Raw genomic sequence first — 21,377 nt, 5'->3', positions numbered from 1 at the left:
AAGATCGTCCCTGAAATCAGCTCTGGATGAGGTCGAGCGCGGCCGATGGATCGCGATAGAGCCGCGCCATCGCCCTGGCGGTCTTCATCGGATCATGCCAGCGCTCGACATAGGCGCGGGAGCGGCGGCCGGCCGCGACGAGCTCGCCCGGCGCGCTCAGGATGCGGGCGAGATCGTCCTCGAGCGTGCGCGGATCGATCCGCAGGACCGGCAGCTCATCCCACATCGCGGCCGGCACGAAATCGCGATCCTCCTCGCGGATATAGGCCGCGACGGGCTTGCCCATCGCCATCAGCTCGACGGCGAAGCCGCCATACCAGCCCGCCAGCAGCTGGTCGATCGCCAGATCGGCCCCGCGATAGAGCGCCATCGCTTCGGCATGCGGCTTGTTCTCGATCAGGATGAGCTCGAAATCGAAGCGCTGCTTCAGGCGCTCCAGCACCGGCAGGAGCAGGTTCGTTCCCTTGATGCCGCCGTTGCTGGGCGCATGCACCACCCTGAGGCGGCGCGCCGGATCGGGCAGCGAAACCTCCTGGTCCCAGATCTCGACGTTGCAATACGGCAGGAAGTCGCCTTTCGCGACGAACCGGCCGAGCTCCGGATTGAGATAGAAGACGCGGTCCATCAGCGGCAGCAGGCGCTCGATCATCGCCCGCCGCCCGTCGTCGAGCCCCGTCGTGCAGGTGGCGAAAGCCGGGCAGGCCCCTTCGCGGCACATGGTGATCGCGTTGATCGCGTGGGACCTGTCCGCCTGCCGGACGTCGCAGCCCTGAAGGGTCATGAAGGTCCTGAGGCCGAAGGCGCGGGCCAACCTGACGTCGAGCAGGGCCTTGCGGTCGTCCCACCGGCTTTTGCCGAAAGTGCCGCCCCAGTCCTCCCACAACAGGAAGCTGCGTCCGAAATAGTAATGCACGACGTCGTAGGAGGCCGGGATGCCGAGCGCGAAACCGCCGCGCCGGAGCCTGTTCCGAACGCTCTTCACGCCGTATTCGCTGAGCGTCCGGTCGGCGGGATAGCCGAGCCAGGTGTTGTAGTTGATCACCACGTCGCTGCGCAGACCGAGCTTGCGCTCGGCCCGGGACAACGACCAGGGCTGGTTCCCGACATTGACCGGACCATGCAGGATGCGCAGCGGTTTCACGTCGGCGGTCGTCCTGTCTGCCAAGGGTTGGATACGGGGATGGAGATAGAGCGGCAGCCGGTTATTGCGGCCGTGCCTCGCGAAGCCCGTCATAGACGGCGACGACCTTCTCCCATTCGCGCTCCGGATCGAGTTCCGCAAGCGCCGTACCCGTCGCCTCCCGGAAACGGGCCGCCAGGGCGGGATCGTCGATCAGCCGGTTGATCGCAGCCGCGATATCGGCCGGGTCATAGGGATCGAAGGCGAGGCCGACACCGTGCCGCTCGACCATCTGCCGCGCCTCGGGATGGGCCGCGACCAGCACGGGGAGCCGGGACGCCATGTACTCGAAGATCTTGTTGGGCAGCGCATAGGTGAAGTTGCGGCACAGGCTCGGCAGCGTCCATATCCCGGCATCGGCGCCATAGGCGGCGGCCACCACGTCGCGCGAGCGCACGGGCGGCAGCAGGATCAGCCGCTCAGCCGCGCCGACGCTGCCGGCCAGCGCCTGATAGCCGGGTCCGAACTGGTCGAGCGACGGGCCCCGGATGACGAAGGTGCAGCGCGGCGCGAGCGCCAGCGCCTCGATGATCGGCTCGATCAGGCGCGTCGGGCCGGTGCCGCCCTGCCACAGCAACACGAAGCTGTCGTCCGCAAGGCCAAGCTGCCGCTTGAGCGGCGGATAGCTCTGCGAACCCGCCGAGGGCAGCATCGGGATGTTGCGCACCACGACCGGCCGCCTTCCATGGCCGAGCTCGCTCGCCATGGCGTCCGCAATGGAATCGCAGACCGTGATGACGCTGGAGGCCTCGGCAAGGCACCGTGCTTCCAGCCCCTGCAACTGCTGCTTCCACTGGCCCTGGAACGGCTGGTAGGCCGATTGCCTCGCATCCCAATGGACATTTTCCGAGGTCCATTCGTGAAAATCCGCGATCAGATGGGCGCCGGTCATGCGTGCCGCCGCCAGACCGGCGAATGCCGTGTTCAGATCATGGGCATGATAGGCGAACGGCCGATAATCGAGGGCGCGCTCATAGAGATCATGCGCGAGGAAGCCGGGCGTTTCATTGACGAAGCTCGCCGCCGTCCAGGGCAGGATGTCGAAGCGGATGCCCGGCCCCCAGTCGAGGCCGGCGCCGGCGAGCTCGCCCTGGCCCAGATCCGGGCAGATCACGGTGATCGCGTAGCCGGCGCGCGCCAGCGCGCGTGCCTCCCGCTCGACACGCGGATCGATCCGCAGATCGGAAACGACCAGCATGACGACGTCATGGCCCTCGGCACGGCGGCCCACGCCGGGCCCGAGCGGCCAGCGCATCGCGGCCTTCATCGGCAGCGCCGGCAAGCGCCCGCTGGCCAGGCGGCGCATGAGCCGGGCCCCCGGCATCGTGGCGATGAGCCGGCGCAGCCGGAAATAGCGATCGATGCCGGCATGCAGCACCGGGCGCAGCAGGGCGCGCACCACCGGGGAATTGCGCAATCGTCTCAGCAAGCCGTCACCGGTCCGTCATGCGCCGCGACCGGCCGTTCCGGTCCGGCGCAGCCGATCGTAGATCGCCGGAATCTTGTCCCATTCGCTCTCGGCATTCAGCCGCTCCAGCGCCCCGGGGATGCGGGACCGGATGGCGGCCGCACGCTCGCCATCCTCGATCAACGGATTGATGGCGGCGGCGATCGATTGCGGATCATAGGGGTCGAACAGGGCGCCGACCTGATAGGCATCGACGATCCGGCGCACCTCGACATAGTCGGCCGCGATCACCGGCAGGCCCGAAGCCAGGTACTCGAACACCTTGTTGGGCAGCGCGAAGGTGAAGTTCCGGCACAGCTTCGGCAGCGTCCAGATTCCCGCATCGGCGCCGCGGGCGGCGGCGACGACATCCTGTGACGGGACGGGATCGAGCAGCAGCAGCCGATCGGCCGCGCCGACCCTCGCCGCGATCTCGCGATAGCCGGCGCCGAACAGATCGAGCGACGGGCCACGGATCGCGAAATGGCATCGCGGCATGAACGCCAGCGCCTCGATGATGGGTTCGATCAGCCGTGTCGGCCCGGTTCCGCCCTGCCAGAGCAGGACGAAATCATCGTCCGCCAGGCCGAGCTGCCGCTTGAGCGGCGGGTAGACCTTGCTGGAGGCTTGCGCGATCTGCGGGATGTTGCGCACGACCAGCGGCTTGCGGCCATCGCCGAGCTCTTCGCCCATCGCCTCCGCGATCGATTCGCAAACCGTGACCAGCTCGCTCGCCCGGCGCAGGGCGAAGCGTTCCAGGCATTGGAAGGCCTTCTTCTCGCGCGCCTTGTGCGGAAGCCAGGCATCAGCCTCGACATCCCAGGCGACGTTCTCGGAGAACCATTCGTGGAAATCGCAGACCGCGTGCGCGCCGGTCCGATGTGCGGCCGTCAGGGCGACGAGCGCGGAGGGAATGTCGTGGCCATGGAAGGCGAAGCATTCATGCCGGAGAGCGGCTTCCAGCATCTCGACGCCGAAAAATCCGGGGAAATCATAGATGAAATCGCCGGCCTGGGGCCGCAGCGGCTCGAAGGTGACGCCATCCCCCCAGTCGAGCCGGACATGCTCGCCGTCTTCCATCCAGTAATCCGGCCAGATCACGACGACCTCGTAGCCGGCCTTGCTGAGCGCCCGCGCCTCCCGCTCGATGCGCGGGTCGATGCGCATGTTCGACACCGACAGCATGACGATCCGGCGTCCGGCGGCCCTGGCGCCGATCCCCGCCGAGGGAAGCGAGCGCCAGTGACGCACGAAGCTCTGCGCGGGATCCCGTGCGGGCCCCGCCGTCTCGATCGGCGCGGAGGCCGGCGCCACGGCGGGAGCGGGATCCGCGCGATCGGGGCCGAAAGCACGCCCGATCCAGCGAAAGGCGGTGTTCAGGGAGGACAGGACCATGATGTCGATCAGAGGGAAGCCATGCCGCGTCCGTCCGCGGCGAGACGACGATAAGCGGCGAGTTGGAGCGTGACGATACGCTCCGCCGAATGATAGCGGCTCATCCAGTCCATGTTCCCGTCGCCGTCGCCGGCCTCGTCCGCCGGATCGTCGATCACCCGGATCATGGCCGCGGCGATCTCCGCCGGCTCCCGGCAATTATAGATCGGCGGGGCCGCTCCGAAGAATTCCGCGGCCTGGGACGCATCGATCGCCGAAATCACCCGCCGGCCCAGCATCATCGCCTCGAAGGTGACGCCACCCATCGCCGGAACGACGAACTGGTCGATGACCGCGTGCGCGGCGAGGTAGCTCGCCCACAGCGCCCGCTTCTTCATCGGCGCCACCCATTCGACCATGTCGGCGACGCCCAGCTCCGCGGCGAGGCCGCGGCTCGCCTCCAGATCGCTGCCCCATGCGACCGCCTTGAGCAGGCAATGCCGGCCGCTCTGCCTGACCAGGGCCAGGGCCCTGAAAACCCGATCGTTGCCCTTCGCCCAGCCCGGGTCCTGGTCGACCCAGTGCTGCCGTGTCGGTGTCAGGAAGCTCACCGGCCGTTGCGGCGCAAGCGCCACCTGCGCATGCGCCCTGAAGCGCAGGAGCTTGTCGCTGTCGAAGGCATGGGGAAGGTAGATCACCCGGCCGGGTTCGAGCTTCATGGCCCGGCTGGCATCGATATTGTCGGTGTTCGTCACCAGAACGCATGCAGCGGATTTGTACGAGGCGAGGCACATCCGGCCTTCGTCGGTATCCTCGAACGGAATCTTCCGGATCGTCCCGTGCTCATAAGCGACGAAAGGATGCGCGATGATGAACGGCATCGCCGTATAGGTCGCGTAGCACTGGACGACGTCGTATTTGCTCAGCAGCAGCTTCAGATACGGGTGATACCACCAGTTATAGAACCACTCCAGGCTCGGCATCGGATCATGCGGCTTCACGGCCGCGAGCGCCGAGGCGATGGCGCTCTCGACGCGGCCACGATAGCTTCCGGCGCGGACCTGGTGGCGAGCGCCGTCGCGGGCGATGTCCGCGGTCCGTGCCGCCGCGCCCAGGCGCGTGAGACGGCCGTTGAGAGAGGCGAACAGGCCGGACGGCAGAAGCCGCCTCAGGCGACGCAGCTTTGCCAGCTTCCCCGCGAGGTAACCCATGAGAACCGCATTCGCAGGGTCGGTCACATAGCGGATCGGCCGGCCGGTCGACTTTTCGATGCGATCGACCACGAAGCTGCGGGCCCGGCCGCGCCGGCAGAGCAGCCAGCGTTCCAGCTCCAGCCAGCGCCACAGCCAGCGCTGGCCCGGCGCATCGGAGGCGCGCGCGAGGAGATAACGGACGCAGGCGTCGAAAGGCCCCTGCGCGAACCACCGCGGGCGCCGGAAGCCGCGCAGCTCGACGCTCCACCAGTCGGGATAGTGCTGGTCCGCGATCTCGCCGGCGAAATCGGCGTCCTCCCATTCGGGGCAGGCCATGATGTGATAATAGTCGAAGCACAGCACATCCGCTTCGATGCCGTATCGGTTCTGTATCTTCGCGTTGTTGTAGGCGTTGTTGGCGATGTTGCCGATATGGAGCACCCTGGGCTTGCGGCCATGCGCAGCCTGGAATTCCTCGAGCCAGAGCGCGCTCTCCTTGTCGGACAGCGGCGCGACGGGAGCGTCCGTGGCTCGTGGCGGCCGGGTCATCGCGACCATGCTAACCTTGCGCCTGCATGTCGGCGCCGCTCGCGCGGGCGACGCGGTCCCATGCGACGGGAGCCGGCCCGCAGATGGCCGGCGGCAGCTCGGCTTCCAGTGCATCGACACGGGCGGTGATGGCCGCGAGAAGCCCGGCCGGCCAGCCGCTCGTGTCGACATAGAGGCGCCCCAGCCGCGCGGCGACCGCGCCGATGGCGTAGTGCCGCTCGACGAAACGCCGGCTGCGCATTCCGAGATCCTGAAGATCGAACTCGCCGTCGAGGATGGATTTGAGCGTCGCGTGGACGAGCTGCGGCGGCGTGTTGATGATCGGTGTTTCCTCCGGCGCGATCGTCATGGTCGGATCGCGCAGGAAGCACAGCACCGGCCGGCCGAGCGCCATCGCCTCAAGGGCGGTGTAGCCGTGAAAGCCGCCGATGAACTGGTCGGCGACGAGGCTGACCGAACGAAACATCTCGAGGACGGTCGCGTTCGGAACGCCGGAGATCTTGACCATCTCGACGTCGTAGCCTTCGGCCCGCAGCCGCGTGAGGGCCTCTTCCAGATGGTGGGTGCCCTTGAAATGCGAATGATTGGGAGCGTGCGCGATCCGTAGCGGCTGCCCCGGCTTCCAGGTGATCGGCGTCGGCTGCAGCCGCTCGAGATCGAGCGGCCAGTAATGCATGTTCCGGCAACCGGGAATGTAGGCGAGCATGTCTCCCATCGCGATCCTGGCCGTGACGCGCTGGTCGAGCGGCGCCAGCGAACGTGCCAGCTTGTCGTCGTCGCAGATGCAATAGGCCCCCGGCTCGGGACAGTCGGTGCAGAAATTGACCGGCCCGAGCGCCAGGGTGCGCGCGCGCGTTCGGACATCCGCGCCATAAGCGTATGTATAGATTTTCAACCCGGCCCGGCTGAGCAGATCGATCTCGACATCCTCGATGCCGAAGCGATGCAGGCCCGGCAGAACGCCGTGATCGTAGAAGTAATGCACCGCGTCATAGCGCAGCATCACATAAGCCAGAACGGCGAAACGGAAGCGGCGGTGCGCAGACCACATGAAGCGGGACAGCTTCCCGGCGATCTTGTCGGGAATGGTCAGGTTGATGCTGAAATTTCGCGTGATGTAGTAGGTGGTGAAGACGAGCGAATCCGACCGCAAGCCGAGCATCGCGTCGCAGCGCGCCAGAATCGGCAGGGTCAGGATCGGCGTCGTGCCCCACAGCGTCCTGACCCGGCCGCCGGCGCGGCGCCGCTCGCCGCGACGCCGCGCCGTTTCGACGAGCAGCACCAGCGTTCGCCGCTTGACGGCCGCGATGGTGGATCGCAGCTTCGCACGAACGACCGAGCGGCCGATGCGGGACACCGCCCGCAGCGCCAGCGGAAGCTGCCAGGCGCGGGCGAGCAGCCCTTCGTTCGCAGCGCGCGCGCCGGAGGGATCATCGAGCGCGGCGGCCCGCGCCGCGATCCTGTCGCCGAGGCGAGCGGGGAAACCGCCGGTTTCCAGGTAGAGCCGCGCCATGCCCCGCGCCCAGGCGGTGATGCTGTAGTTCTTCTCGACATAGGCCCGGCCGCGGCTGGCGGGGCCGGGAAGTTTTCCACGGTCGGCGACGAGGCCGCGCAGCACGGCCTCGATCGTCTCGGGATCGGCCTTGATGATCGGGCAGTTCTCGAGATCCGAGAGAGCGACATCGTCATGCAGGTAGCAGATCACGGGCAGGCCCAGGGCCATGCCTTCCATCGCGGTGGTCCCGAAGCTGCCGCTGACGAGCTGGTCGACCAGCACGTCGAGGCCCCGCATGGCTTCGAGGATCTGCGCGCGCGGCAATCCCGACAGCAGGACGAGCTCGATGCCCAGCCCTTCGGCCTTCAGGCTCGCCACCGCCGCTTCGAGGTATTTCGTGCCCTTGAAATAGGGATGGTTGGGAAAGTGGCCGACGCGCAGGGGGCCGGTGCCCTGAAATGGCTGTCGCGGCGGTCCGATATCGTCGAGATCGATGGAAGAGCTCGGGATGTCGCTGCGACCATGGACGATGGCATAGGAAAGGCCGTGCGAGATCATCGCCGTCGCATGCTGGCGTATCGTCGCCAGCATGCGTTCTCCGCCCTCGTCGTCGCAGACGCAGAACTTTCCCGGCTCGGGGCAATCGCTGCAGAAGGTCCAGCGGCCGGCGGCCGAGGCTTTCCGCCTCAGCCTGTGGTCCGCGCCGTAGGTGTAGGTGTAGAGGCGCTTGCCGGCCTCGCGATAGGCGCGCATCTCGTCGATCGCGATCCCGAGCCGGGCGCCATAGCCCCCGATGACATCGATGATGCCGGCATCGTTGTAGAGATGGAACACGTCGTAGCGCAGCAGCGCCCATCCGAGGACCAGCCATCGGAAGGAATGGATGAGCGAATAGCGCCCGGCGATCAGCTCCTCCTGCATCTCCTTGAGAACATGATCGAAATTCGAGCTGATGTAGTAGTAGTCGAAGACGAGCGATTCAGCTTCCGTTCCCAGAAGCCTGTCCGCGCGGACCCCGGCCGCGAGATTGACGATGGGCGTCACGCCCCACATCGCCCGCAGCCGCCCGCTCTCCTGGCGCGCGCGCGTCATGTCGGCGGCATCCGCGGATAAGGCGCGCCAGAAGGCTTGCGCGGCTTCCGTTTCGCGCGCTTCGAGCAGGGGGCCGAGCGCCGCGAGGAAAGCCCGGATCGCCGGAGCCTTCCGTTCGATCACGGCGCGGTTCAGGTGGCGATAGAAGGTCTGGCCGAAGTTCCCGTGCCCCGCGCCGATCAAGGCGCAGAGTGCTGCGACTTCATCGGGGTGCTGCCGCGCGAAGGCGTTCAGGCTGCCGAAGGCACCCCGCCGCTCGCAATCGGGATCCCAGCTTGCGAGAAAGGACGAAAGACGGGCCAGCATCGGCGGTCGAATCCCGAACGATCAGGCCTTGAGAGCGCCACGCAGCTCGCTGACCACGCGATCCTGGTCGGCCTGCGCCATGAAGGGGATGATCGGCAGCGTGATCGTCGTGTCCTCGGCGAGAGCGGCGTTCGGATATTGCTCGGCCGCCAGCCGGTATTTGTCCTTGTAGTAGCCCAGGCGGTGGACGGCGTGGGTCCCCGGGCGGGTCTGCATCTCAGCGCCGGCGAGAGCCGTCATGACCGCGTTGCGGCGGGCCCGCCCGCCCTCGGCGATGCGGATCACATAGGATTGGAAGGTGTGGCCCGCGTGGTCGCCCGCGAGCGGCAGCACGATATCGTTCAGGTCGTGCAGCTGCTCGGTGTAATAGGCCGCGCTGGCCCGCCGGGCGGCGACCAGCCGTCCGAGCTTCGCCATCTGCGCGACCCCGACGGCCGCCTGGATGTCGGACAGGCGCAGATTGTAGCCGATGCGGTTGAAGCTCGCCATCGTCCACGGCCCGCGCGGCTCGCCATCGTCCGGCAGCCCGGTCGCGCCATGGTTGCGCAGCGAGCGGACGGCGGCGGCGAGGTCGTCGTCATTGGTCGTGACCGCGCCGCCTTCTCCCGTCGTCACGATCTTGCGCGGATGGAAGGAGAAGCAGGCGAGATCCCCCAGCGCCCCGACAGGCTCGCCCTTGTAGGTCGTCGCGATCGCGCAGGCCGCGTCTTCGATGATGCGGATGCCGCGCGGCGCGCAGATCGCCCGGATCTCGTCCATCGGCGCGGCCAATCCGAAGAGATGGACAGCCACCACCGCACGGGTGCGCGGCGTGATGGCCGCCTCCAGCGCCGCGGGTGCGATGTTGTAGGTCTCGAGGTCGATATCGGCGAAGACGGCTTTCGCGCCGGTATACTCGGCCGCATGCGCGCTCGTGATCCAGGTGAAGGCCGGAACGATGACCTCGTCGCCCGGCCCCAGGCCCAGTGCCATCGTCGCCAGATGCAACGCGGCGGTGCAGGAGGTGCAGGCGAGCGCATATCTGGACTTCTGGTTCGCGGCGATCAACGCCTCGAACTTTTCCGTCATCGGTCCCTGGGTGACCCAGTTCGAGTCCAGGACGGCCCGCACCATCTCGATTTCGGATTCGTCGAAGCTGGGCTCGGTGATGCTGATCATGGCGGGATACCTTGCTGCGTATGAGAGGATGCGGCCGAAGAGGCGCCGCGTCGTATGGTGTCTACCGATACCGATCCATCTGTTCGGCGACATGGCGCCGAAGCGCCTCCGCCGTATCGGGGGCCAGCCGCACGGTATCCGTGCCGGCGAGGCGCTCGGGCAATCGCGCCAGGATGTCGCCCGATGCGGCGGCGGCGCCGAGGGCTCTGCCGATAATCCCGCCGATCGTCTCCCGCGGGCTGCGGGCCAGCGCGTCATAGGGCACGCGGATGATCCGCGCCGTGCCCGCTCTCGCCAGGCTGGCCGCCATTCCCGTCGCGATCGAGACCGCCTGCGCGGCCACCTGAGCCAAGGGCGGCAGCTTGACGATCTCATCATGGTCGGCCGGGCGCACCGACCACCACCTGCTGGCGTCGCCGAAGAGATCGAGCCTCTGGAGCCAGATCGACTGGGCGACGAAGAACGGCTCGCGTTCGCACACCACCAGGACACAGCCGGGAAACGCCTCGGCCAGGAGATCGGCATTGAGGGTGAACCAGCTGTTGTTCTTCATGGCGAGGGGAAGGCCGGCCACCTGCTCCATGGCCGCGAGGCTGCGGCGCAGACCCACCGCATCGAAGCGCCGCCGCTCCGCTTCGCCAAGCGCATGGGTCGGCTGGCCGAGGTCGAACCAGCGCGACCAGAAATAGCCGAACTCGCTCGGCTCGGTCCAACCCTTGGTCACGCCTCGCTTGGAGCTCAACGACGACTCAACGCCATCCTTCGCAAGGCCGAGGGCGTCCTGGATCATCAGCCCGAGGGCGGGAGCCTGCCAGAACCGGGCAACGAAATTGGTCGCCATCCCGAACCGGCCGGTCGAAGCCAGCAGCTGGCTGACGACGGTCGTGCCGCTGCGGGGCGGGCCGAGAATGAAGACCGGGGGGATCCGGGGCTCGGCGCAATCGGCTTCGAGCGCGGCCTGCACCGGAGCGACGATCGCGTTCAGCCTCGCCAGGCTACCCTCGAGGCGCATGTCCTTGCCGTAGCGGCTGGTCAGGCCGGCGAATTGCGGCATCGCCTTCTCGTCAGGCTCGGTCATCAGGCCAGGATCTCGGTTGCCGCCTGCATGACCGCCACCGCGTCGTCATCGTCGAGCGCGGGATATAGCGGCAGCGACAGGCTTTCGTCGAATAGGCGCTGCGCAGCGGGAAAGGCCCGCCCGGCCTGCCGGATCTGGTGCAGCATGACGGCGACGGGACGCCTGACGGCAATGCCGCGACGCGCAAATTCGGCGATCACCGCGTCCAGGCGGCCGGCATCTCGCCTCAGGCGGACCACATAACGGAACGGGGCGACCGCCGGGTCGCGCTTCGGGATTCCGATCCCGTCGAGCCCCGACAGGGCCCGGTCATAGTCATCAGCCAGTTGCCGTCGCCTTTCCAAAAACTCCGGAACCTGCCTCAGCTGCGACAGGACCAGCGCCGCCTGAAGGTCGGACATCGGGTAGAGATTGAGCTTGTAGCGAGAGCCCGTCACGCGCTTCATCGCGCGGATCGCATCGGCCTCGGCCGCGGATCGGCACAGGATGGCGCCGCCTTCTCCGCCCGCCAGCATTTTGGTCGCCTCGAAGGACATGATCGCCAGATCGACGCCTTCATCGCGAGGCACCAGCGTGGCGGGAAAATACTGCGCCCAGTCGACGATGATTGTCGAAGGGCTCGCATAGCGATGCATGTCGAGCCGATGGCCGAACAGCCATGGCAGCACGACGACAGGTGCGCCTGCTCCCTGCGCCAGGGCGATGTCGCCGGGGTCTATTCCATAGGTCTCGTCGCAATCCGCCAGAACTGGCTCGGCCCCCAGCGCCTCCGCAACACCGAGGACTTCGGGACAGACATAGGTCGGGAGGGCGACGCGGGAACCGGCCGTCACGCCTCGCAGGCGTAAAGCCAGCATCAGCGCCTGACAGCCGGAGCCGACGACGACGGCATCCGCGAAGCCACAAAGCCTCGCAAGCTCCTGCTCCAGCATGGCCGCCGCCGCGCCTTCGGCGAGCATGCCGCTGTCGATGAGCTGTTCCAGGGCCCGCGCGTCGCGGCCCGTCAGCGTCGGCCTGCTATGCGGGATCATCGAGCAGACCGTAAGGATAGGCGTAGAAGAACGGAAACAGGTCGCCCAGCTCGCGCTTGCGCTGCCTGAACAGGGCGAGGCCCCTGGCGGATGCGCGGATGAGATAGGTGTAAGGTCGGTCGTCCGCGCCGAAACCGGCCTTGAAGTGATGCAGCGAGGTCTGCGTCAGGCCGGTCCCACCCCAGTTCCAGACCCGCTCGCCACGCCGGACCGCCTCGCGCATCCCGTTCAGGATCAGGAAGGAGAGCGGCTGCCGCGGCCGGTCCTCGACCCGGATGGCCGGCGTCAGATACTCCACCGTGCCGTTGAAGCTGAGCGTCAGCATGGCCGCCACCGGGCGCTCCCCATCCATCGCCACGGCGAGCCGGCGCATGGCCGGGGGGATGGCTTCGCGCAACGCCGTGAAATGGCTCCTCGGCTTGGACCGGCCGCCCAGGGCCGCGATGTTCTGCGCATGCGTCTCAGCCAGAAAATCCCAGGCCCATTCCGCGTCGGTCGAGCGTTCGACGAAGCCCTGCTTCAGGCTCTTGCGCACGAGGTTGCGTGTCTTCTGGCCAAACAGCGCGAGCAGCCTCTCGTCCAGATCCGCCCCGTCCTGCGGCAATGTCGTCATCTGGCCGATGCGGCCTTCGGTGATGTCCGGCCGGTACGCGCGTTCGTAGACCGGGCGCGAATCGTTCTCCGCGGGCAGCAGGATGAGGGTCGAGGACAGCGCTCCGATCTCTTCGGCCGCGTCGGCGAAAGCACGCGCGAGAGCCGCCCGAACGGCATCCGCATCAGGGCTCGTCCGATCGAGCAGGACGGATCCGTGCGATCCCCACCACGGCAGGCTGTTGACGACCGGGCCGAGATCGGCGGCCGTGGAGATCGCGAAGGCGAGCGCACCGACGAGCTCCCCCTCCCGCCGCGCCAGCAGGATCCGCGTCTCGGCACCGGTGGCCCTTCGCAGAAAGGACAGGAACTCCGGCGTGCCGTAGATCAGGTTGCCGGGATCGCTGGCCAGAAGGGCCTGATAGGCAGCCGCATCCAAGCCAGCGTTCTGCGTGCTGAGGCAGACCTCGATCACGCCCCGAGCCTCACGACCAGCGGGGCGAGGACGGCGTCGAGACGGCGCTCCAGATCGGCCGGCGTCACACCGGCCGGCGTCGAGCCGTCGATCCGGGCATCGGGTGTCTGCGGCGCCTCATAGGGGCTGGACACACCGGTGAAATTGGGGATTTCCCCGCGAAGCGCGCGCGCGTAGAGGCCTTTTACGTCGCGTCTCCGGCACTCCTCGAGCGGCGTGTCGACGAAGACCTCGATGAATTCCTCCGGCTTGAACAGCCCGCGCACCATGTCCCGCTCGGCCTGGAAGGGCGAGATGAACGAGCACAGCACGATCAGGCCGGCCTCGGTCATGAGCTTGGCCACCTCGCCGGCGCGCCGGATGTTCTCCACCCTGTCCGCGCTCGTGAAGCCGAGATCGCCGTTCAGCCCCAGGCGCAGATTGTCGCCGTCGAGCAGCATCGTGTGCCGCCCGAGCTCGTGCAACCGCTTCTCGAGCCCCTTCGCGAGCGTGGACTTGCCGGATCCGGACAACCCGGTGAACCAGACGCAGCAAGGCTGCTGCTGCTTCAGCGCGGCCCGCGCCTGCTTCTCCACCAGCGTATGTTCCGGCACGATGTTGAGCGCGCGCCGCAAGGGATGGCGAATCATGCCCGCGCCGACCAGTTCGTTGCTGAAGCGGTCGACCAGGATGAAGGCGCCGCCACGGCGATTGTCCGCGTAGGGGTCGAAGGCGGCCGGGCTCGCGAGCGAGAGATTGGCCACGCCGATTTCGTTCAGCTGCAGCGTGGTGGCGGCGAGCTCCTCCTGCGTATCGACATTCAGCTTGTGTTTCAGCAGCGTCACCGATGCCGGCACCCAGCGCGGGCCGATCCGCATCAGGTAGCCGCGGCCCGGCAGAAGCGGCTCGCTCGACATCCAGATCAGATCGGCTGTGAACTGGTTGGCGACGACGGGGCGATTCGCGGCCGTCGCCAGCACGTCTCCCCGGGACAGGTCGATCTCATCACTGAGGACGAGCGTGACCGCCTCGCCCGCGCTTGCCTCGTCCTGGTCCGCATCCGGGCCGAGAATCCGTTCCACCTGCGTCGTGACGCCCGATATGGCCGAGATCACCGCATCGCCGACGCCGACCCGGCCGGAGCTGACGGTCCCCGCATAGCCGCGGAAATTCGCGTCGGGACGATTGACCCACTGCACCGGAAAGCGGAACGGCCTTTCGCCGGGATCGGCCGTGACGGAAACGCTTTCCAGATAGCTGAGCAGGGGCGGCCCGTCATACCAGGGCAGCGAGGCCGACGGCGCGGCGATATTGTCGCCATAGCGGGCGGAGATCGGGATCGCGGTGACGCTGCCGAGCCCGAGCCTGCCCGAAAGCCCCTCGAAATCGCCGACGATCTTGCGGAACACCGCTTCGTCGAAGCCCACCAGGTCGATCTTGTTGACCGCCAGCACATAGTGCCGGATGCCGAGCAGGGAGCAGATCGTGGCGTGGCGGCAGGTCTGGACCAGGAGGCCCTTGCGCGCATCGACGAGCAGGATCGCCAGATCCGAGCCGGACGCCCCGGTCGCCATGTTGCGGGTATATTGCTCGTGTCCGGGCGTATCCGCGACGATGAAGCTGCGTCTGGAGGTTGCGAAGTAACGGTAGGCGACATCGATCGTGATGCCCTGCTCGCGTTCCGCCTCGAGACCATCGACGAGCAAGGCGAGGTCGGTATCGGCGCCGGTCGTGCCGTGGCGCCGCGAATCGCGCTCCACGGCGGCGAGCTGGTCGTCGAAGATCTGGCCCGCCTCCAGCAGGAGCCGGCCGATCAGCGTCGACTTGCCGTCGTCGACCGATCCGCAGGTGAGGAAGCGCAGCAGTGAGGGATCGCCCGTGCGCATCAGAAATAGCCCTCGCGCTTCTTTTTCTCCATCGACGCCGCTTCGTCGTTGTCGATGAGCCGCCCCTGCCGCTCGGAGGTCGAGGCCGCCTTCATTTCCGCGATGATCGCATCGAGATCGGCGGCGCTGCTGTCGATCGCCCCGCTGAGAGGGTAGCAACCCAGGGTCCGAAACCGCACCAGGCGCATCTCGGGCGTCTCGCCCGCCTCCAGCGGCAGCCGCTCGTCATCCACCATGATCCAGGTGCCGGAGCGCCGCACGACGGGACGGGGCTTGGCGAAGTAGAGCGGCACGACCGGAATCGCTTCGGCCTTGATGTAGGTCCAGATGTCGAGCTCGGTCCAATCGGACAGCGGAAAGGCCCGTACGCTCTCGCCCGGCCGGATCCGCGTATTGTACAGGTTCCAGAGCTCGGGGCGCTGATTGCGCGGATCCCAGATGTGCCCGGCCGAACGGAAGGAGAGCACTCTCTCCTTGGCGCGGCTTTTCTCCTCGTCGCGACGTGCGCCGCCGAAGGCCGCGTCGAAACCATGATGATCGAGAGCCTGCTTCAGCGCCTCGGTCTTCATCACCTGGGTATGCACGGCGGAGCCGGACGCGATCGGGCCGATGCCCCGGCGAAGCCCCTCGGGATTGATATGGACGATGAGGTCGAGACCGTGGCGCTTGGCCACCATGTCCCGGAAGGTGATCATCTCCCTGAATTTCCACCCCGTATCGACATGCAGCAGCTTGAACGGCAGCGGGCCCGGGCGGAAGGCCTTCAGCGCCAGGTGAAGCAGCACCGACGAATCCTTGCCGATGGAATACAGCATCACGATATTGCTGAATTCGGCGACGACTTCCCGCAGAATCTCGATCGAGTTCGCTTCGAGCGCTTTCAGATGCGCGGTTTTCAAAGCATGTATTCCTGAAATGAGAGGCGAACGCGTCTGTCGCCAGGGCGACACGGCTTCATTGGCCGCCGTTCCGCAGCAATCGCAGCATCCCGGACTTCAAACGCGCCAGGGCCTTCCTGCTTCCGGGGGGAGGCCCCCCCGTGGCCGATCCGGGTTGTGTCGTCGCCGGTTGGGATGTCTCGTTGCCGCCGGCGAACCAGTCGATGCATTCCTGCAGCGTCCAGGCGACGAAGCCCTCCCGGACGAGTTCCAGGGCGGCATCGTGAAGCCCTTTGGTCTTGGCGACGTTCTCGGGATGCAGGTTGAGCACGATCACGCCCGGCACCCCGCTCTTGCGGATCCTGTCGGCAAGCCGCCGCACGCAATCCGCCGACTGCGCATCGTCCCAGCCGTGAACGAAGACGACGCCGTCGCCGATCGCTGTCAGGATGCTCCAGTGCTCCGTCAGCTGGCCGTTCAGCAGCAGGCGCCCCGGAAGGAGCGAGCCGTTGATCACCCGGCCATCCAGCCCGGGAAGGTTCGAGCTCACGGCCACGCCGTGCCTGATCCAGGACGATGCGTGGCCCCAATAGCCGTCGTTGAGGAAACCGTGGTTCCTCACGCTGCGCGCCGGCGCGCCGGTCAGTTTCTCGAACCAGGCGGCCTGCTCGTCGAAGAGCTCGCCATACCGATCCGGCGCATCCAGCGCATCGGGATGCAGGCCGAACTCCACCTTCCGGCCACGGCCCGCGGCCTCGAGCGAAGCTCGGTCGTGCTTGGTCAGCGGATGCAGGAAATAGGTGATCGGGAGATCGCCCAACATCTCGGCCTGCATGGCATAGGCCGAAAGCGGAGCCTGATCGTCGTCGCCGGTGATGACGATGGCCCCTGGGGCGCCGCCGGGCAGGACGTCCCGCGGCGACAGGCCGGCATGGCGCGCCAGCGCGTCCCGCAGCGCCCAGAGCCACCAATCCGCCATCCGCTCATGCGGGGCATCGGCATCGATCTGCTGCTCGAACAGGTAATTCGGCCGCTCGCCGGCGAAGCCCCATTGCGCCTGCGTCGGCCGGCTGTTCGCCGCTTCCGGCCGGCCCTGGCGGATCAGGGTGAGATCCGCGGCCAGATCGGTCCCGATCAGAAAAAGCCCGCCGCCTGATTGATCCGGCCGGAACGCCCAGATCATCGTCCCGTCCGCATCGGTGACGAGGGGGATGAGGCCCTCTCCTTCGAAGCCGACGACGGGATGGAAGCTGCGCAGATGCTCCCAGGCCGCTCCCGGCGAGGCTGCCGTCAGCCGCGCCGGACTTCCCTTCGGCCGGACCGTCACACCCATCGCGGCGGGCAAGGCGCAAGGCAGGACCGCGACGACCGCCCTGCCGGCGGCCAGAGCACGCGAGATCGCCGGCCCCTGAACCGCCGAAGGACGCTCGCAGAGCGCGATCCGGCTCGTGGCGCCGATCTGGCCGGCATCGAGGCCGACGAGCGAGAGCTGATGGACCAGCGCCTCGGCCGTCACGCTCTCCCGGACAGGCCCGCCCGCGCGGCTGCGGCTGAGCTCGGCCAATTCATCGAGCCGCGCCGACAGCGTCGCGACATAGGCTTGCGGCTTGCGGTAGAGGCTGCCTTGCACCATCGGAACCGCACGCCCGCCGAATTTCGTCTTGAACTGCGAGATCCGTGAGATCGGCCAGTCGGCGGGCACCTCGGGGAAGCTCGGCCCGAGACGATAGACGTCGCATCCCTGATCCCTGGCCCACAGCATGAAGGACCAGTGCAGGAAGTCGTTGGGTCTGATGTGGAGGGCGGCGGGCTCCGAAACACCGGCGAGATAGGAGACGGCGCCGCGATCGCCCAGGAATATCAGCCCCGCAACCGGCTCGCCGCGATGATGCGCGAAGGCGATGCCCGCGCCACGCATCTCCGCCAGCCCCGTCAGAACCTCCGTGTAGTAGTCCAGCGGGGGCAAGGGCTCGCGCGTCCGCTCCGCCGAACGGCGCGCCAAGGCGAAATACCGGTCGAGCTCGGCGCTGCCGTAACCGCAGGAAAACGTCAGATCGTTCTGCTGCGCCTTGCGGATGGCGCGGCGGCAGGCGGGGTCCAGGCGCTCGAACAGGACGTCGTCGCTGCCGGCCAGATCGACCTGCTGGTCCGCCGCGACCGTGCTCAGACCCGGAATCGCCCACATCCCGTTCGCGGAGAAGGAAACGCCGAGCTGATAGCCGAACTCGCTGACCCAGAAGGGCAGCTCGGCACGCTGCGCCGCGCGGAATCCCGGCGCCAGCGTGCTCTGTGACATCTGGATGCGATCGGCGTCGGCAAGCGCGGCGAGCGCTTCGACATGCTTCAGGGCAGAAGTCTGGATCTGTCGGCGGCTCGCAGGCTCGAGGTCCGGCGCCAGCACGAGCCCGGCATGGCGATGAATGCCGCTATGGACCAGGATTTCCCCGCCGGTGCCGGTCGCGGCATCGCTCAGATAGAGCGGAAGGCAGGCGACCAGCTTGCCGCGATCCTCGACGGCGAAGGACAGGTTCGCGCTGGCGAAGAAGCGGGCTTCGATCTTCACCCAATCCGCGCGATGGGTGAGCCAGGCATCCGGGGAGCGCAGGACGAGGTCGTCCCACGCCTCATGGTCGCAGATCCCGAAATCCAGGGTCTTCATCAGAGCGGCCGCGTGAAAACCGCGTTGAATCGGAAGCCGTGATAGGGGTTCAGCGCATGAATTTCGCGGATGGCCGTCTCGGCTCCGAGGCGCCGGCCGAGCTCCCTGAAATCCTCGCGGGCAAATTCGTAGCAGATGATCTCCGGCGGCGCAGCCGGAACCGGCACTGGCGCCGGCGCCGCTGCGGGCGGCTTCGCCTTGCCGCGCCCGAACAGCCGGCCGATCCTGGCGAGCCATCCGCCATCGACCGCTTCCACGGCAGGCTCTTCGGTCGCAGGCGCCGCCGGGGGCGGCCCGAACTTCGCTTCGAGCTCCGCGCCGACCTCCGTGACCCGCCGCTGAAAACGCGCGCTCTCGGCGCTGTCCGGGATCGACCCGATCATGACGCGGCCGCCCGGCTTCACGACGCGAAGCATCGCCGCGATCAGCGGCTCGCCATCCTGGAAGGTCGGGAAATTCGTGAACACGTCGTAGCAGAAGGCGGCATCGAAAGTGCCATCCGGAAACGGCAGGGCTTCCCCATCCGCCTGGCGGAAACCGGCATTGGGCAATTCCAGCTTGCGCGCGACCTCCAGCGGCGCGGCCGCGAGATCGATGCCGTCATAGCGACCGACGCGCGGCGCCACCAGGGCCGCCAGGAAGCCCGCGGCGCAGCCCACCTCCAGAACGGTCGCGCTCCCATCCGCGCCGAGCTGCTCGACGATCGATTGCCCGAGATCGTCGCGGAGGGCAGCTGATCCCCAGAGCCGGGGATCACGCCCGGAGACATAGCAGAGATCGTCGAGTGACGGCTTGCTCATCACTTCGATGGCGCGGCCATCGAAGAACGATTGCAGCTTGTCTTTCCAGGTGAACGCGTCAGCCGGCATTTTTGACTTCCCAGTGATACTCCGGATCATAAATATAATTGAAAGACCAAAGGCTATCCCTAGACACTGAAAATTGGCAGGCCTTTTCTACATAATGGAGAATCGCCTCCTCGCCTTTTGGAAGCATATGCTTGCATAGCGAGGCGCTTATCCAATAGATCCCCTGTCCGAGCGCGCATTTTGAAATGGTATAGATCACCGATCCCGTTTCGGTGATCGAGCCGTCGGCGTCGAGGAACGCGCCGATATCATAGCCCTCGACGCCGGTGACGGCCTGAAGGCGCTGTCCATCGATCCGCAGGCTGCAGTAGAGCTTCTCGGCGGTCGTCGCCCCCTGCCAAGAAATGCGGATGCGCAGGTCGTCTCCCGCTTCGACATGGCCGCTGACCTCACCGGCGGCATCGATGACATCGACGGAAGTGATGCGGATCTCGCCGCCGCCGAGCTCGTATTTTCCGGTCTCCGCCGTCTCGGCGAGCTTGCGCGACGCGATTTTCGTTTCGCGGAGATTGGCGGCCTCCTGCCGGTCCCAGACGCTCTGGATATAGGCCTTGCCGAGCGGCTCGGCCGCCCCCTTCATCACGACCTCGCCGTTCTCGATCCAGATCGCGCTGTCGCAGAGCTCGCCGATCAGCCCCTCGGAATGGGAAACGAAGAGCACGGTCGCCCCGCCCGTGCAGATCTCGCGGATCCGCCGCATGCATTTGGCGACGAAATAGGCGTCTCCGGCCGCCAGCGCCTCGTCGACGATGAAGATTTCCGGATCGACGGAAATGGCGGTCGCGAATGTCAGCCGCGCCTGCATGCCGCTGGAATAGGTCCGAAACGGCTGGTCGATGACGGCATGCAACTCGCTGAAATCGATGATCCAGGGGATCTTGTTCTCGATCTCCTCGCGCGTCATGCCGAGGCACAGCCCACCGGTGACGATGTTCTCCCGTCCGGTGAAATCCGGATGAAAGCCGGTTCCGAGTTCCAGGATGGCCGAAATCCGCCCGTTGACCTCGACCGATCCCGCCGTCGGATCGAGCAGGCCGGCGATGATCCGCAGCAAGGTGCTCTTGCCCGAGCCGTTCGGCCCGATGATGCCGACGACCTGCCCGCGCGGGACCTCGAACGATACGTCGCGCAGCGCCCAGTGATCGCGATGCCGCTTCCTGCCCGTGAAGATCTCCCTCAGCATGTCGCTGTTGCGGTCGTAGATCTTGTAGGCCTTGGCCACGTTGTTGACGCGGATGGCGATCGCATCCCCGGTTTCCTGCCGGTTGGACATATCCATCACAGGACGTTCCCGTAATAGGGCTTCAGGCGACGGAAGATCGCCGTCCCGCCATAGATCGCGGCGATCGCCATGACGGTGGAGACGCCCCAGGCGAACGGATGCCGGATTTCGCCGAAGAACAAGGTGTCCTGATAGATCCAGGTGATATAGCTGAACGGGTTCATGTAGATAAGCGGCCGAAGCAGTTTCGGAACCCAATCAGGCAGATAGATCGCCGGCGTGAAATACATCGCCACCACGCAGAAGACGTTCACCAATTCCTTGACGTCGCGCATGAACACCGTGATCGCCGCGAGAAGAAAGCCGAGGCCCAGCACAAGCGTGAAATGGATCACGAGAACGAACGGCAGCAGAATGATCGTCGACGGAATGCCGCCACCCAGGAAAAGCTTGTAGACGAGCACCAGCGAGAAGGCCGGCAGGAACGTCAGGAAGATCGAGACGGTGATCGCCGTCGGAATGATCTCGATCGGGAAGACGACCTGCTTCACCAGCCCCGCCTGGCCGAGCAGCGCGCCCGCGCCGCGGATCAGCACGCTCTGCGTCACCAGCCAGGGCACGAGCCCCACCAGGATGTAGCTCGGATAGTCGCCGGGGAACGAGCCCGAAACGGCGATCCGGCTGCCGAGCACGAATCCGAGGATGAGCAGGTACGACCCGACCACCACCAGCGGGTGGATATAGATCCACTTGCCGCCGAGGCCGTGCCCGGCGTGCCCGGCCTGAAGCTCGCGCTTCGTCATCTCGCGCAGCAGCTCGCCGCGCCGCAGGCACAGAGCCACGAGCTGCAGCGGCCCCTTGATGCCGCCACCCGACTGGAAATCAGTGGTAGAACTCATGCGTTCATCCTCGCAG

15 protein-coding genes are annotated in these 21,377 nt (G+C 66.8%); all 15 read right to left on the bottom strand.

Annotation, left to right across the window (positions count from 1 at the left end; all coding sequences use genetic code 11):
- Positions 1–16: 16 nt before the first annotated feature.
- Positions 17–1,141 (bottom strand): glycosyltransferase, encoded by a 1,125-nt coding sequence (locus M9917_RS06610; protein WP_297252013.1) that lies wholly within the window; start codon positions 1,139–1,141, stop codon positions 17–19.
- Between the two features lie 61 nt (positions 1,142–1,202).
- Positions 1,203–2,609, bottom strand: a complete 1,407-nt coding sequence (locus M9917_RS06605) for a glycosyltransferase (protein ID WP_297252011.1) — start codon at positions 2,607–2,609, stop codon at positions 1,203–1,205.
- 15 nt (positions 2,610–2,624) lie between these two features.
- A complete protein-coding gene (locus M9917_RS06600; RefSeq protein ID WP_297252009.1) occupies positions 2,625–4,022 on the bottom strand; it encodes a glycosyltransferase in 1,398 nt (465 codons plus the stop codon).
- Positions 4,023–4,030: 8 nt separating this feature from the next.
- Positions 4,031–5,752 (bottom strand): glycosyltransferase family protein, encoded by a 1,722-nt coding sequence (locus tag M9917_RS06595; protein ID WP_297252007.1) that lies wholly within the window; start codon positions 5,750–5,752, stop codon positions 4,031–4,033.
- A 1-nt stretch (position 5,753) separates the two neighbouring features.
- Complete coding sequence (locus tag M9917_RS06590; protein ID WP_297252005.1) at positions 5,754–8,636, bottom strand: glycosyltransferase; 2,883 nt, start codon at positions 8,634–8,636, stop codon at positions 5,754–5,756.
- 21 nt (positions 8,637–8,657) lie between these two features.
- Positions 8,658–9,794, bottom strand: coding sequence for a DegT/DnrJ/EryC1/StrS family aminotransferase (locus M9917_RS06585; RefSeq protein ID WP_297252003.1), 1,137 nt, complete (start codon positions 9,792–9,794; stop codon positions 8,658–8,660).
- A 61-nt stretch (positions 9,795–9,855) separates the two neighbouring features.
- Positions 9,856–10,872 (bottom strand): sulfotransferase, encoded by a 1,017-nt coding sequence (locus M9917_RS06580; RefSeq protein ID WP_297252001.1) that lies wholly within the window; start codon positions 10,870–10,872, stop codon positions 9,856–9,858.
- Entirely contained in the window at positions 10,872–11,903 is a 1,032-nt protein-coding gene (locus M9917_RS06575) for a DegT/DnrJ/EryC1/StrS family aminotransferase (protein ID WP_297251999.1), read from the bottom strand. The genes M9917_RS06580 and M9917_RS06575 overlap by 1 nt, the downstream gene beginning before the upstream one ends.
- Complete coding sequence (locus tag M9917_RS06570; protein ID WP_297251997.1) at positions 11,890–12,933, bottom strand: GNAT family N-acetyltransferase; 1,044 nt, start codon at positions 12,931–12,933, stop codon at positions 11,890–11,892. The genes M9917_RS06575 and M9917_RS06570 overlap by 14 nt, the downstream gene beginning before the upstream one ends.
- 32 nt (positions 12,934–12,965) lie before the next feature.
- Complete coding sequence (cysN, locus tag M9917_RS06565; RefSeq protein WP_297251995.1) at positions 12,966–14,834, bottom strand: sulfate adenylyltransferase subunit CysN; 1,869 nt, start codon at positions 14,832–14,834, stop codon at positions 12,966–12,968.
- A complete protein-coding gene (gene cysD, locus M9917_RS06560; RefSeq protein WP_465246368.1) occupies positions 14,834–15,742 on the bottom strand; it encodes a sulfate adenylyltransferase subunit CysD in 909 nt (302 codons plus the stop codon). Before cysD ends, cysN begins: the two co-directional genes overlap by 1 nt.
- Positions 15,743–15,788: 46 nt before the next feature.
- A complete protein-coding gene (locus tag M9917_RS06555) occupies positions 15,789–18,371 on the bottom strand; it encodes a lipid II:glycine glycyltransferase FemX (protein ID WP_297251992.1) in 2,583 nt (860 codons plus the stop codon).
- Positions 18,371–19,240 (bottom strand): class I SAM-dependent methyltransferase, encoded by an 870-nt coding sequence (locus tag M9917_RS06550; protein WP_297251990.1) that lies wholly within the window; start codon positions 19,238–19,240, stop codon positions 18,371–18,373. Before M9917_RS06550 ends, M9917_RS06555 begins: the two co-directional genes overlap by 1 nt.
- A complete protein-coding gene (locus tag M9917_RS06545) occupies positions 19,230–20,423 on the bottom strand; it encodes an ABC transporter ATP-binding protein (RefSeq protein ID WP_297254753.1) in 1,194 nt (397 codons plus the stop codon). Before M9917_RS06545 ends, M9917_RS06550 begins: the two co-directional genes overlap by 11 nt.
- Before the next feature lie 95 nt (positions 20,424–20,518).
- Positions 20,519–21,361, bottom strand: a complete 843-nt coding sequence (locus M9917_RS06540; protein WP_297251987.1) for an ABC transporter permease — start codon at positions 21,359–21,361, stop codon at positions 20,519–20,521.
- Positions 21,362–21,377 lie beyond the last annotated feature (16 nt).

Source organism: Bosea sp. (in: a-proteobacteria) (assembly GCF_023953965.1).
In the GTDB taxonomy this organism is placed as follows: Bacteria; Pseudomonadota; Alphaproteobacteria; order Rhizobiales; family Beijerinckiaceae; genus Allobosea.
Note: the sequence above shows the minus strand (reverse complement) of the source record. Positions and strands in the feature narration are given on the sequence as shown.